Origin of the sequence: Mucilaginibacter sp. CSA2-8R, assembly GCF_038806765.1 — a bacterium.
In the GTDB taxonomy this organism is placed as follows: domain Bacteria; phylum Bacteroidota; class Bacteroidia; order Sphingobacteriales; family Sphingobacteriaceae; genus Mucilaginibacter.
In genome coordinates this window covers 5,123,799-5,137,760 of the sequence record NZ_CP152389.1, presented here as the reverse complement: position 1 = coordinate 5,137,760, position 13,962 = coordinate 5,123,799, and the positions used below count along the sequence as shown (strand labels likewise).

At 41.7% G+C, this 13,962-nt stretch carries 10 protein-coding genes and 1 tRNA gene; 6 read left to right on the top strand and 5 right to left on the bottom strand.

From position 1 onward, the window contains the following. The first annotated feature begins 66 nt into the window (after window positions 1-66). Window positions 67-1,443 (top strand): right-handed parallel beta-helix repeat-containing protein, encoded by a 1,377-nt coding sequence (locus tag AAGR14_RS21820; RefSeq protein WP_342646360.1) that lies wholly within the window; start codon window positions 67-69, stop codon window positions 1,441-1,443. A 55-nt stretch (window positions 1,444-1,498) separates the two neighbouring features. Here the strand turns inward: AAGR14_RS21820 and AAGR14_RS21815 are convergent, their stop codons facing one another. The 3 genes from AAGR14_RS21815 to AAGR14_RS21805 form a co-directional block, all read right to left on the bottom strand. Continuing rightward, window positions 1,499-4,462 carry a type III restriction-modification system endonuclease gene (locus AAGR14_RS21815; protein ID WP_342646359.1) on the bottom strand — a complete coding sequence of 988 codons (2,964 nt, stop codon included), beginning with the start codon at window positions 4,460-4,462 and terminating at the stop codon, window positions 1,499-1,501. A gap of 5 nt (window positions 4,463-4,467) precedes the next feature. Further along, on the bottom strand, window positions 4,468-6,543 hold the full coding sequence (locus tag AAGR14_RS21810) for a site-specific DNA-methyltransferase (RefSeq protein WP_342646358.1): 2,076 nt from the start codon (window positions 6,541-6,543) through the stop codon (window positions 4,468-4,470). 333 nt (window positions 6,544-6,876) lie between these two features. Further along, a tRNA-Met gene (locus tag AAGR14_RS21805) sits at window positions 6,877-6,949 on the bottom strand. A 78-nt stretch (window positions 6,950-7,027) separates the two neighbouring features. Here AAGR14_RS21805 and era point away from each other — a divergent pair. The 5 genes from era to AAGR14_RS21780 all read left to right on the top strand — a co-directional run bounded on the left by era (window position 7,028) and on the right by AAGR14_RS21780 (window position 12,764). After that, complete coding sequence (gene era, locus AAGR14_RS21800) at window positions 7,028-7,906, top strand: GTPase Era (protein ID WP_342646357.1); 879 nt, start codon at window positions 7,028-7,030, stop codon at window positions 7,904-7,906. 286 nt (window positions 7,907-8,192) lie between these two features. Then, window positions 8,193-9,494, top strand: a complete 1,302-nt coding sequence (gene der / locus AAGR14_RS21795) for a ribosome biogenesis GTPase Der (RefSeq protein ID WP_342646356.1) — start codon at window positions 8,193-8,195, stop codon at window positions 9,492-9,494. 323 nt (window positions 9,495-9,817) lie between these two features. Then, complete coding sequence (locus AAGR14_RS21790; RefSeq protein ID WP_342646355.1) at window positions 9,818-11,242, top strand: glycogen/starch synthase; 1,425 nt, start codon at window positions 9,818-9,820, stop codon at window positions 11,240-11,242. Beyond that, on the top strand, window positions 11,239-12,504 hold the full coding sequence (locus AAGR14_RS21785; RefSeq protein ID WP_342646354.1) for a glucose-1-phosphate adenylyltransferase: 1,266 nt from the start codon (window positions 11,239-11,241) through the stop codon (window positions 12,502-12,504). The genes AAGR14_RS21790 and AAGR14_RS21785 overlap by 4 nt, the downstream gene beginning before the upstream one ends. 74 nt (window positions 12,505-12,578) lie before the next feature. Further along, window positions 12,579-12,764, top strand: a complete 186-nt coding sequence (locus AAGR14_RS21780; protein ID WP_342646353.1) for a hypothetical protein — start codon at window positions 12,579-12,581, stop codon at window positions 12,762-12,764. A 74-nt stretch (window positions 12,765-12,838) separates the two neighbouring features. Here the strand turns inward: AAGR14_RS21780 and AAGR14_RS21775 are convergent, their stop codons facing one another. After that, the gene (locus tag AAGR14_RS21775; protein WP_342646352.1) at window positions 12,839-13,525 is read right to left on the bottom strand and encodes a metal-dependent hydrolase; all 687 of its coding nucleotides are present in this window, start codon (window positions 13,523-13,525) and stop codon (window positions 12,839-12,841) included. Window positions 13,526-13,623: 98 nt separating this feature from the next. After that, a complete protein-coding gene (locus AAGR14_RS21770; protein ID WP_342646351.1) occupies window positions 13,624-13,929 on the bottom strand; it encodes a YbaB/EbfC family nucleoid-associated protein in 306 nt (101 codons plus the stop codon). Window positions 13,930-13,962: the final 33 nt, after the last annotated feature.

Here is a 13,962-nt window from a genome sequence, read left to right as displayed (position 1 = left end):
GAGGTTTTGCTATCAAAAATCTTTTATATTTGAAGCATACGGTCCCTTGCCCGTATGCTTTATTTGATGAAATACACAACCCGCCGGCTCAAAACCTCTTTTATTGTTATTGCTTGTAACGCTTTACTAACGCTTATACCTACCCTCAGCCATGCTCAGGGAAAGCGTTTTAACATACAGGCCATGGGTGCCAAGGGCGATGATAAAACCGTGAATACCGACGTGATTAACCGGACCATTACCCAATGCTTTAAGGCTGGCGGCGGTACGGTGGTAGTGCCGAAAGGTGTTTTTTTAACATCTACCATTTACCTCAAGAGCAAGGTAAACCTGCTGCTGAGCAAGGGCGCGGTGTTAAAGGGCGTGGCCGATGCTAACCGCTACCAATCGTTTGTACCCAAAACCGACCTGTCTAAATACAGCACCATCAGCGATGAGGGCAACAATGGCAACAGCGCTTATGATACCGTGTGGACCAAGGCTTTAATTATTGGTGAGGGTGCCAACAACATCAGCATATCGGGCGATGGTGCGATTGACGGCGAGCATGTGTTTAACCCCAAAGGCGAAGAAAACATGCGCGGTCCGCATACCATTATTCTGGCCAACTGCACGGGGGTAAAGTTTGAGAATGTGACTATCGAAAAGGCGGCCAACTACGCTATCCTGGCTTATAACCTGCAGGATGTGGTTTTCCGTAAGGTGCGCATCCGCCAGGGCTGGGATGGGATTCACATTCGCGGCGGTAAAAACGTATTGTTAGACGGTTGCGATTTGCAGACCGGCGACGATGCTATTGCCGGTGGTTTTTGGGAAAACTTTAGGGTGCAAAACTGTTCGGTTAACTCGGCGTGCAACGGCATCCGGGTGATTATGCCAGTGAACGGCTTTACCGTTACCCAAAGCCTTTTTGCCGGACCGGGCAAGTTTGCGCACCGCACCTCGGGTAAACTGCACCGCACCAATATGCTGGCCGGTATTTACATCCAGCCCGGCGGCTGGGGACTGGTAAAAGGCGACATTGAAGGCGTGATTATCTCCAACCTGAAAATGAGCAACATGGATAACCCTTTTATTTTTGAACTGCACAAAGGCAACAACGCCCGGGATATTACGGTAGAAAACATCGTGGCCGACTCCATTAAACGCTGTATTGCCGTAAACGCCGCCCCCGGCTTTGGGTACCAAAACGTGTTGTTTAAAAACCTGCAGGTAACCTATGCCACCAACGCCACCAGCGAAGCCCCCTGGGCCTTAGGCGCCATGAACGTGCAGCACCTGCGCCTGGAGAACGTAAAGTTTAACACTACCGGGCCTAAACCGCCTTTTGCCATTAAGCTGGATAATGTGAAGTTTCCGGCGTTAGTAAATGTTAATGTGTATAGCGCGGGGAATACGAAGGAGGTGAAGGTGGTGAATAGTGGGGTGATTAAAGTGAGGTGAAAAGGAGCGTAATATGGTCATAGAAAATTATTATGTTGATGAAGTAATGACCTGTTTAATTAAGGGTCATTACTTCATCAATTACCTGCTTGATTTTTTCACCATTCAATTGTGTTTTGAATTCAACTTTATAACCATCAATAGTAAGTTGATTAAAAAATTGCTTAGCACAAGATATTTTTGCCTCTTCTATGCCTCGTAGCGTTTTTTGATTTTCGACATCCTTGGTTTCTACAATTATGTTCAAAATTTTATCACCATTGCCTTTCTTCACTACATACATAAAATCAGGGCTATAGGATTGACCCGTAGTGGTCGGAATAGCAACACTATTCTTTGGTATTTTACCATAAACTACAATTTCCTGTATACCACCTGCTAACAAATTTTCCTTCTCTAAAGGAGAATCAAACGCATATACATCATAAAGATAGTTTTCCGTGGGCTGGCCTTCGATGAACTTTGTACCTATAATACCTTGTGTTATTTCAGCTTTCGGGCTACCATTGGCGTAGGAAAGAGGCGTCCCTTTCATTGGTAAATTAGCCTTAGAGTAACTAAACCGACCATTAAGTTTCTCAATCTTCCAATCTTGAAATAATCTTTTAAGGTTTGAAACGCTCTGTTCGTTAAACATTTCATCAGTAACCCTATTATCTTTGGCGTATTCCACTATTACTCCGTGCACAAACTGAATAGATAAGTTGGTTTGCTTATTGATTCGTTTTAAAAACTCTGCATAATGAATAGGACGATTAATTTTGTATTGCACTCCTGTGTCTTCATTTAAAGTGGCAATATCTCCTTTTGTATTCAATTCAGAGCGGCGGCTATTCATATACACATCCGAAAAAACGCCTTTCCTAAAAAGACTCAAAAGTTCGTCAAACAAATAGTTCTCCTCTTCAATTCTTTCATAATACAAAATATATTTGCTGTTGATAGCTGCCCATAAGGTTTTTAACTCATCATACACAGCCTTTCGTATTTTGATCTTTCTTTCTGGTTTTTTATTACGATCTTCTACCTTACCTTGTTTTAAACCCTTGGTGAACTCAGGGTACTCCTGAAAAAACTGATTTCTATTTTCCGCCTTTATATTTTTATTTCGGTCAATATATTTCTTAGTCAACAACTCCAAAAACAAATCATCTGCGTCTATCTTACGTTGATCTGCTACACGAGAAATATCTTCGTCAGTAATTACAAAGCCTTTTGGTAAGTCTGCGTTTATTTCGTTAACAAGTTTTTCAGCAAAATCAGCCTCTGTGAAGTCAATAATGTAATTAAGTTTAAATTGCTCGTTTGATATTCGGTTCCCAAATTCGTCAACAGGTAAGCGCAAGCCTCTGCCTACTTCTTGTATTTTACTATTGTCGCTACCACTGCTTCTTAATTTGGCAATGGTAAACACATTAGGATTATCCCACCCCTCTTTAAGCGTCCATTTGGAAAACAGAAAGCGACGAGTATTAAATATGCTTTTGCCATTTTTAATAGACAATAGCTTCTTTTTTTCGTATAAAATTTCTTGTACCTCTTGAGCAATGGCTTCGTCAGAACTACTATTGTCTTGTGAAAAATAGCCTGCATGGCTAGCGTCTACATCTGCTTTAGTGGCTAACAAATATTCTTTGTATTCCTGTTCTTGCGCACTAAGTTCGGGCAATAGAGCGTTAATCTTTTCTATCAGTAAACGCTCAAAAGCAGCTTTTAAATAAGGGGTCTTTTCTTGTTGCTCATTTGTACGATAAGAATGAATATCATCAATGAAGAACAACGCCAACGTCTTGATCTTGTTATTGCGTGCAAAGTTTATACGTTCTACTTCAAAATGACGTTCTAACGCCAAACGTAACATTGACTCTTGGTAGGATGATGAATATATATCGGTACTGAATTCTTCGCCTGTACTTTTGATTTGTCCGTTCGAAAGTTCAACGGTACTATTCGTAATAGCGTCTATTACAATACCTTCTAATTCGGCCGATATAATACCAAGACTATCTCCTTTCGATAAAGTAAAAGATTTAACAGGTGCATCTTTTTGTATAAGGTTAAACTTTGCCTCGCTTTTGCCAGCAATGCTCATAATTTTAACTTTATCCTGTTTTTGACTAATGGGTTCAAAGTGCTCTTTAGCTATTCCTTTAACCAAGTCTTGATTGAAGGCTTCGAAGGCGTTAAGGTCATACAATAGGTTTTTATAATCACGCCTTTTGACCTTGTTTTTACCTTTTCCAACTTCCTCTTCGGGAAACGTTGCACCTAAGCGTACAATCGCTTGCGGTTGTATTTCTTTTTCCACAAACTGATATGCTTTTTGCTTTTTACTGAAACGATGTGGCTCGTCAATAATTACAAATGGCTTGGTTGCGTTGATGCCTTTAATCGGCTTATAAAAGCCCTCTACACCATAGTCGTAATTATCAGTCAGCATTTTAGAGTTGCCACCTAATAACGCCATATTAGTAAGCAGCACATAAATTTTGTTAGTATTCTGACTGCTACCTGCTACAAACTCACGCACTACACTTGGAAAATAATTTTTCCCTTTATTCTTTTTTTTTGCAGCTTCGAGTACCAAAACATCCAGTTCGGTACCATAACCACATTGATCTTTGAAATGGCGTTGGGTATAACCATCTTGCATAAATTGTTTGGCACCGGCTTTAATGGCCAAGGTAGGCACCACTACGATAAATTTGTTGATGCCGTAACGTTTATGTAGCTCGTACATGGCAGCAGTATAAACATAGGTTTTACCCGTACCTGTTTCCATCTTAACATCAAGGTTAAGGTAAGACCCTATTTCGTTCTGCGCTTTATTTTCGGTTGGTACTTTATTTTCTTTCTGAACCTGTGCTATATAAGTCAATAACGTATGCCTGTCTAATACGAGCGTAGGGTTTTGATAATACAAGGCATTTTTTTGTATCAACTCCTCACTAAATACATTAGCTATTGCATTATACGCTTTTACCTGGTGAGGCAAATCGTTTTTTAGTAATAGTTCCATATAGCTTAATATCTAATGGTATAATTAATTTTCAAATTCTTTTCGCAGTCATTAAGTACGCGCAGATTTTTTTCTACCATTTCGTTAATGCTCCAGTCGGGAAAACTGTAGCCAAAGAGTATCAGATTTTCAGGGTTAAAATGACCATCACTGTCATATTTTGCCAGTAAGGCTTTCATACTCTCCAAATTAAAATTTGGATCAATAAAGTAGAGGTGCTTTTCATAATAGTAGGCGGCGTAACCGGCCAAATCTATGGCTTGTGCCTGTGCGGTAAGACCGTAGCCATCGGTATTAAGCCAGGTTGCTAAAATGGTAGGCTTACCAAAGTCGTCTATAACATTGGTGTCTACTAACAAAGCTGATCTGTCAAAGCTTTCCAGTTTATCTAATGTGTTTTGGTTTGGCTCGACTAATGTGTAATGTTTAAAACCCAAATCTAATTCTTTATCGGCATGCTTACTTTTAATCTTGGCAGCAGCGCGTTTGATGCGTTCTATTCCAATAAAATCTAATGTTAAAGGCAAACCGTTTTCTCTCAGAAAAATAGATGCAGCTTTTTGAGATATATCGTTAGAATCAATCCTCTCTGGCAGTTGGATAGTAATAAACTTACGCTTACCGTCGTCGTTTGCATTAAGTTGCATTATACTATGAGCCGTTGATCCAGAACCGGAGAAGAAATCTAGAAAAATTGAGTCTTTACAATCAACTAGACTGATCAAGTATTGAATAAGATTAATATTTTTAGGATTGCTGAATACACCATCAACACCTAATAATTCAGACAATTGTATTGCGCCTTCATTAGATGAAAACTCAGATACACTTCTGACATTACTTACGTTTTCGAAAGACACAAAATATCGTTCTTCTACTTGATAGACCTTTTCTGATGGCACGAATGTTCTTTTTTTAACAGAATAACCACTCTTTGTTGGCTTAATAAGAATTTCATCCTTAGAGGCATTAAAATTTATCAGATCCCATGTCCATGCGCCTAATTGGCCACGAACTTTTGGTGGTCTAATTTTAGTGTAGCCCCTATTTAACAAATCGACATTGTCAGCGTATATTTCTTCTTCATTATTTGATACTGTTGCCAGTGCCAAGTCGTAATCTTGTAGCCCCAAAAAATCTTTTGTATCTGGGTTATAGTAAATGGTGTAACCTAAATTTTTCCTACTATTTAGTGTTCCACCATCACCCCTTGTTGTAATAGCGTCATTAATAAGATAAAACCGATCATCTTCCTTAAACACCTCTTTGACGATATGCTTGTTTATTTTTAATGAAGGTAAAACTTGAGTATTTGAAGAGTAAATTGCCCTTCTTCGGTAGCATGTGATGTAGTCATGATTCTTTTGTATATTAATCGTATCGTTTTTTGAATTAAGCTTGTTGTGAATGATTTGCCCCAAAAAATTTTCCTCACCAAACACATCGTCGCAAAGCAACTTGAGGTTAGCCTGTTCATTGTCGTCTATTGATATAAAAATAACTCCGTCATCGGTCATCAGGTCACGCGCTAATAATAATCGGCTGTACATAAACATCAGCCAGGCAGAGTGAGAAGCAGAGCCTCGGCGGGTTAATTCTAGTATACGTTCAGCTTCTTCTTCGCTTAGGCTCAACTTATCTTGCAGCTCTTCTTTACTATAGTTAAATTTATCCTGGTACACAAAGCCATCAGTCCCGGTGTTGTATGGCGGATCTATATAAATACACTTTATTGACCGCTGGTAGCTTTTGAGCAGATGTTTTAATCCGTCTAAGTTATCGCCGCTGATGTATATATTCTCACTGTTTATGTTTTCATGCAATGCGTTGTGCTTTTCATTCGGCTGTATCACAGTAGTGGTATCGGTACTAGCCAACAACTTAGCATAGTTTTTACCTAAAAATTTTAATTCATAGCCTTCATTGATCAAATCGGCCTTAGTAGATATTTCCGATCTAAAACGCTCAATATCAAAATAGCCATCTGTTTTAAAACAAGCCGGAAAGTATTCTTTGAGTACAGCCAACTGCTTTTGATTGGCTTGCAAATCTTCATTCCGGTCAATTATATCTTGTATCATTAACTAAATATTCTTCAAAATCTAATCATTATAGGCAAGGCCGCTTGTACTTAAAAGATTTGAGATAGCTTCTTATGAAGCCAATTAAGTGAGTCGACTTTACAGCACGATACTGTTCGCCTTTCATGGACTAAGTTACAATCAATCGCTCATTTGACAAGAAAAGCTCAATACTTTACTTCTCATTTTTAAACACTCGTAGTGTTAAGGTAGCATTTTCTTGACAAGCTTTTATTGTAGAAGCTACGAGCAACATATACAATAAGCGACAAAATAAATCAATCCAAACCAAAAAAGCCTCAAATCTTTCGATTTGAGGCTTTTCTTTTCAGGTAGCGGGAACAGGACTCGAACCTATGACCTTCGGGTTATGAGCCCGACGAGCTACCAACTGCTCCATCCCGCACTATGTTTGTTTTTTTATTGGACTGCAAAGATATAATTCGTTTCTTTGTACTCCAAATTTATTTTTAATATTTTTTATATGAGTCACCGGGCAGGTTTTGTAAGCATAATTGGTAAGCCTAACGCAGGCAAATCTACCCTGATGAACGCCCTCGTGGGCGAAAAAATGTCCATCATTACGCCCAAGGCGCAAACTACCCGTCACCGCATCCTCGGTATTGTTAACCAGCCCGACTATCAAATTGTTTTTTCGGACACGCCCGGCGTTATTAAACCGCACTATGCCCTGCAAGAAAGCATGATGCACCAGGTAAACGGCTCTATTGTAGATGCCGACCTAATTTTGCTGGTGACCGACATTAACGAAACGCACGACGAAAACGAGGTACTCGAAAAGCTGCAAGGCTCGCTGGCGCCCCTGGCCGTACTGATTAACAAGATTGACAAAAGCGACGAGGAAGCCGTAAAGGCCAAAATTGAGTACTGGCAGCAAAAGCTCAACCCGAAGGCAATTTTCGCTATTTCGGCCCTTAAAGATCATAACATCCGTGGCGTGATGGATTTTGTGGTAGACAGCCTGCCCGAGCATCCGCCTTATTACGAAAAGGATTTCCTGACCGACCGTAACGACCGCTTTTTTGCGTCGGAGATGATACGCGAGCAGGTATTTAAGCAATACAAAAAAGAAATTCCGTACAGCACCGAGGTTATTATTACCGAATTTTTAGAGGGCGAGCAGCTGTACCGTATCAGTGCCGAAATTATTGTGGAGCGCGATTCGCAAAAAAACATCCTCATCGGCAAAAACGGCGAAATGCTTAAAATTGTAGGCACCTACGCCCGCCGCAGCATGGAAGAATTTTTCCAGCGCAAAATATTCCTCCAGATGTTCGTCAAAGTTATCGGCGACTGGCGCAGCAAAAAGAACTACTTAAAACAGTTTGGATACGAGGACTAAGGGCGGGGTAGAGCCAGGAGCTAAGAACCAGGAGCCAAGAGGTTGTAGGGAAATAGAGTTTGGAAAGAATGAAGCGATCAGCAAAGAAGTTTATAGCGGCTGGGCTATAACAGCATGAGGAGCTGAGCGCTTAAGAGACATTAAAATAGTTAGCTGTTGAAGAGCAGGAGCTAAGAACAATATAATATAGAGTATAAATAATTCAGAGAGTTATCAGGCAAAACCATAGCACATCCATCAGTAATGTCTTGGTTCTTGGCTCTTAGCTCTTGTATCTTTACAAAACATGAGTAACATAGTAGCCATAGTGGGACGTCCTAACGTAGGTAAATCCACTTTATATAACCGACTTACCGAAACGCGTAAAGCCATTGTTGATGACTTTAGCGGCGTTACCCGCGACCGTCACTATGGCATTGCCGAATGGGTGGGCCGCAGCTTTAACGTAATTGATACCGGCGGCTACGTAGCCAATTCGGACGATGTATTTGAAGCCGCCATCCGCGAGCAGGTGGTGATTGCCATTGAAGAAGCTACCGCCATTATATTTATGGTGGATGTAACCACCGGCATTACCGATTTAGACGATGAAATAGCCACCCTGCTGCGCAAAGGCAAAAAGCCGGTGTTCATCGTGGTAAACAAGGTAGATAATAATGCACTGCAGTCTGACGCTACCATTTTTTATAGCCTGGGTTTAGGCGAAATCTACAACATCTCGTCCATGACCGGTTCGGGCACCGGCGAACTGCTGGACGAGCTGGTTAAAACCTTTGATGATGAGCCTGCCGAAGAAAATACCCTGCCTAAATACGCCATTGTTGGCCGCCCTAACGTGGGTAAATCATCCATCATCAATGCACTGATTGGCGAAGAGCGTAATATTGTAACCCCTATAGCCGGTACCACCCGCGATTCTATCCATATCCACTACAACCGCTACGGTCATGAGTTTATGCTGATTGATACTGCCGGTCTGCGTAAAAAAACCAAGGTGAAGGAGAATATCGAGTTTTACTCGGTAATGCGTACCATTAAAGCGCTCGAAGAAGCCGATGTCATCATTCTGATGATTGATGCGGTAGAAGGTTTGGAATCGCAGGATATCAACATCTTCCACCTGGCCGAAAAAAATAAAAAAGGCATTGTGCTGGTGGTTAACAAATGGGATTTGATTGAAAAAGACAACAAAACCATTAAACGTTTTGAAGAGCAAATCCGCGAAAAAACAGCGCCTTTTACCGACGTGCCTATCGTATTTACCTCGGTGTTAGAAAAACAACGCCTGCTTAAAGTAATTGAAACCGCAGCAGACGTATATGCCAACCGCAGCAAAAAAATATCAACCTCAAAACTGAATGATGTGATGCTGCCGATTATTGAAAACTATCCGCCGCCGGCATTAAAGGGCAAGCACGTAAAAATTAAATACGTTACCCAGATTAACGCTACATCGCCCATGTTTGCATTTTTCTGTAACCTGCCGCAATATGTTAAAGACCCATACAAGCGCTTTATAGAAAACAAACTGCGCGAAAACTTTGATTTTACCGGCGTACCGGTGCAAATATTCTTCAGGCAAAAATAGGCTGGCGGGTTAAGCCGCCCTTTGAGCTATACCAAAGCCGGAACCATATATCAAGCATGTAAAGTCTTGATATACGGTTCCGGCTTTTTTATTTGATGCCTCTTGCGCAGCCGTTAGTAACAAAAAAGGTTTTTTGTAGTGGATGCAGCCGGTTAATATGCTGAGCAGTTCTTACAAGCCTTCGCGTATAAAGCCTCATTTGTTAATTATTTGATATTCATTTTTAAGCAATAATCAACAGATGATAAAAACACATTTTATTAATGATGGGTTATTGTTGTAAGCGAAGTATTTACTTACTTTGAGCCCATCATACCTATAAAATGAAAGTTTTTCATCTTGCCGCAGAGTGTTATCCCATCGCTAAGGTTGGCGGGCTGGCCGATGTTGTAGGCGCCTTACCCAAATATCAAAACGAGGCCGGTTTACAGGCTTCGGTAGTTTTACCTTTTTACGACCGCAAATTTGTTCAGGAAAATGAATTTGACGTGGTGTTTGAAGCCTCGAACCTGTTAGGTACCAAACGTTATGAATTTGAGATCTGGAAAGAGCGTACCAATAAATTAGGCTTTGAGCTTTTTCTGATTTATATTCCCGGCCTGCTCGACCGCCCCGAGGTATATAGCTACCCCGATGAGCGCGAACAGTTTATTGCTTTTCAGCTGGCGTTTTTAGACTGGATTAACTGGTCGCAGCAAAAGCCCGATATTATTCACTGCCATGATCATCATGTAGGATTGATTCCCTTTTTGCTTCAGCATTCGGCTTTGTACAAGCGGCTGGCCAAAACCGTTACCGTATTTACCATACATAATGGGCAGTACCACGGTGCCTTTGGCTACCAAAAGTTTGATTACCTGCCCGAGGTTGACATGGCTCATGCCGGTTTGCTCGACTGGAACGGCGGCATTAACCCACTGGCCAGCGCCATTAAATGCTGTGATAGGTATACTACCGTATCGCCAAGTTATTTAGAAGAGCTTTCGGTTAACTCCAACGGGCTTGAATTACTGTTTTACCTGGAGCGGGCCAAAGGACAGGGCATCATTAACGGGATTGATACCGAGGTGTGGAACCCGGAAACCGACCCCATGATTGCTGCGCCGTTTACACCTGCCCAGCCCGAAGCCGGTAAGCTCAAAAACAAACAGGCTTTGTGCGAGCATTTTGGCTTCTCGCCCGATTTACCCCTGATCTCTTTTATTGGCAGGCTGGTGGTTGAAAAGGGTGCCGACTTACTGCCCGAGGCCTTTACCCGCAGCCTGACAGAACATGCCGGCAAACTCAATATTTTAATGTTAGGCGCCGGTGATAAAGAAACAGAAGCCGCGCTTACGCAGCTTAAAGCAAAATTTCCGAACCATTATATCACTTACGTAGGCTACAACGAGGAGTTGGCCCACCTCATTTATGCCGGCAGCGACTTTTTGCTGATGCCATCGCGCGTGGAGCCCTGCGGTCTTAACCAATTATATGCCTTGCGTTACGGTACTTTGCCTATTGTGAGGCGTACCGGTGGACTGATTGACACTGTGCTTGATTTTGGCGACGAAGGCGGCTACGGTATCTGCTTTAACCAAAGCAGCGTTAATGATATTTGCTACTCTATTAGCCGTGCGGTAACACTTTACCAGAACACCACGCATTTACAATTGTTACGTAAACGTATGATGGGGCTCGATTTTTCGTGGACCCGCTCGGCCCAACAATACATCCAACTCTATGAAAGCTTAAAACCAACTATATGAACTCTAAAGTAATCAGCATAGTACTTGGCGGGGGCCAGGGAACACGTTTATTCCCGTTAACCGCCACCCGTTCAAAACCGGCCGTACCTATTGCCGGTAAGTATCGTTTAGTTGATATTCCGATCTCTAACTGCTTGCACTCGGGCTTCGAACGCATTTTTGTGCTTACGCAGTTTAACTCGGCCTCGCTTAACAAGCACATCAAAAACACTTATCACTTCAGCAGCTTTAGCGATTCGTTTGTTGATATCTTAGCTGCCGAGCAAACCCCATCAAATGTGGGCTGGTTTCAGGGTACGGCTGATGCCGTTAGGCAAAGCCTGCACCATTTGTCTGTACACGAATTTGAGTATGTGCTCATCCTCTCCGGCGACCAGTTGTACCAGCTGGACTTTAAAGACATGGTACAGCAGCATATCAACGCCGGTGCCGAAATTTCTATAGCTACCATCCCCGTACACGCTAAAGACGTGCCGAGCTTCGGGATCTTAAAAACTGATACCGAAGGTGTAATTACCGACTTTATTGAAAAACCAAAAAGCGGTTTTGAGAGTTGGGCTGCAGAGGTAAGTGAAGAAATGGCGGCTAAAGACCGTAACTACCTGGCCTCAATGGGTATTTACATTTTTAACCGTAAAGCGCTTTATGAACTATTACAGGGAAACGATCATCCAGACTTTGGTAAAGAGATTATACCGCAATCTATTAAAACGCACCGCGTAACCAGCTACCAATACGAAGGTTACTGGGAAGATATCGGTACTATTCCGTCGTTTTTTGAAGCAAACTTAGGTCTTACTGATGATATACCTCAGTTTAACCTGTTTGATAAAAAGCCCATCTTTACGCGTGCGCGCATGTTGCCGCCTTCAAAAATATCAGGTACCCTGCTCGAAAAATCAATTATTGCTGATGGCTGTATCATCAATGCCAGCCGTATTACGCATGCAATCATCGGTGTACGTACCCGCATAGGTTTAGGTACCGAAATTGAAAGCTGCTATGTAATGGGGAGCGACAACTACCAAACCATAGAGCAGATTGCCGATGCCAAGGCAGCCAACGCCCCTATTATGGGTATAGGCGACCGCTGTAAAATTAAAAACGCCATTATTGATAAAAATGCCCACATTGGCGATGATGTAAGCATTAACTGCGGCGACGAGCCATTGGCTGATGGTGATTACGGTTCGTACACCGTACAAGGCGGCATTGTAGTGGTAAAAAAACGCGCAGTAATACTATCCGGAACAATAATTTAATTTAATTAAGCCTAAAGCAAACTTTACTTACTTTGGCGATGTTAACATTAGGAACTTATTAAAATCAGCTTGCTATGAAAAAAATGATTTGTATGGTTGCCTTAGCGGCAATCTCTTTCGGAACTGTATTTGCACACGGCCCAATCGTATCAGCTAAAGCTGATGTTGCCGCCCAAGACACTGTTAAGAAAAAAATGAAAAAGAAAAATGGTAAGATGAAAGTGAAAGTGAAAAAAGACACCACTGCTACAAAAATGTAGTTTTATCTTTCTTAAAACAAACAAGGTCATCGTATAACACAATGACCTTGTTTGTTTATATAGTAGGTGTGTTGTTAATTACCCACTAGCTCAATGCTGTCGCCAATAGCCGGCAACTTTAAATTTAGGCCGGCCTTGATGAATTTTTCCATCGCCTCGTCTTTATCAATTTTAATAGCCGGAAAAGTATCATAGTGCACACCGATGATGTCTTTACAAGCAATAAAATCACTGGCTTTAACAGCGTCATCAATACCCATGGTGTAATTATCACCTATCGGTAAAATGGCCCAATCCAGTTCTTCTTCAGCCAGTAATTTCATGTCGTAGGTTAAAGCTGTATCGCCTGCAAAATAAATCTTTTTGCCTTCGGCGTAAATTACAAAGCCTGCTGGTACGCCGCCGTAGCTGCCATCGGGCATTGAGCTTGAGTGCAGGGCATATACCATTTTTACCCGGCCAAAATCAAAACTGTAGCTGCCGCCAATGTTCATGCCATGTGCATCTTCTACACCGTTTTTACCTAACCAGGTAGCAATCTCGGCAATGCAAATTACTTTAGCGCCACTGTTTTTTTGGATAGGCAGTAAATCGGCCACATGGTCGCCGTGCCCATGCGAAATCAGGATATAATCGGGTTTCAGCTCATTAATATTGATATGTTTGGCTAATTCGTTCGGTGTAATAAACGGATCGAATAACAGCGTTTTGCCGCCGGTTTGCAATTCTACGGTAGAGTGCCCGTAATAAGTCAGTTTCATAAATAAAAAATAAAGCGTTTAAACAAAACTATTAATAGTTGTTTAAACGCTTTATTGGTAAAATTGATTTTACCGATTTATTACATGGCTATGGTATGTTATTGTCCAAACATACCGCCCAAATCACCAAACATATTCTTGGTCATGGCAGCCATTTCGCTCTGGTTAATATTGTCGGCCTGCTCCATCGCTTTGTTTACGGCTGTAACCAGTAATTCTTCCAACTCATCTTTATCAGCTTCTCTTAAAAACTCATCGCTAATAACGATGCTCTGCACCACTTTGTTGGCATTGGCGGTTACGGTAATTTTACCGCCTTCTACCGCGCCGGTTACAGTGATGCCATCCAGGCGTTTTTTCATTTCGCCAGCTTTTTGCTGAGCTTCTAATATTTTGTCGAACATAAAAATTGGTTTAAAAGTGAATAATTTATGCTG

Excerpts from the sequence above, each read along its gene's own strand:
- AAGR14_RS21820 (WP_342646360.1), top strand. The coding sequence starts at position 67 with ATGAAATACACAACCCGCCGGCTCAAAACCTCTTTTATTGTTATTGCT.
- AAGR14_RS21815 (WP_342646359.1), bottom strand. The coding sequence starts at position 4,462 with ATGGAACTATTACTAAAAAACGATTTGCCTCACCAGGTAAAAGCGTAT.
- AAGR14_RS21810 (WP_342646358.1), bottom strand. The coding sequence starts at position 6,543 with ATGATACAAGATATAATTGACCGGAATGAAGATTTGCAAGCCAATCAA.
- era (WP_342646357.1), top strand. The coding sequence starts at position 7,028 with ATGAGTCACCGGGCAGGTTTTGTAAGCATAATTGGTAAGCCTAACGCA.
- der (WP_342646356.1), top strand. The coding sequence starts at position 8,193 with ATGAGTAACATAGTAGCCATAGTGGGACGTCCTAACGTAGGTAAATCC.
- AAGR14_RS21790 (WP_342646355.1), top strand. The coding sequence starts at position 9,818 with ATGAAAGTTTTTCATCTTGCCGCAGAGTGTTATCCCATCGCTAAGGTT.
- AAGR14_RS21785 (WP_342646354.1), top strand. The coding sequence starts at position 11,239 with ATGAACTCTAAAGTAATCAGCATAGTACTTGGCGGGGGCCAGGGAACA.
- AAGR14_RS21780 (WP_342646353.1), top strand. The coding sequence starts at position 12,579 with ATGAAAAAAATGATTTGTATGGTTGCCTTAGCGGCAATCTCTTTCGGA.
- AAGR14_RS21775 (WP_342646352.1), bottom strand. The coding sequence starts at position 13,525 with ATGAAACTGACTTATTACGGGCACTCTACCGTAGAATTGCAAACCGGC.
- AAGR14_RS21770 (WP_342646351.1), bottom strand. The coding sequence starts at position 13,929 with ATGTTCGACAAAATATTAGAAGCTCAGCAAAAAGCTGGCGAAATGAAA.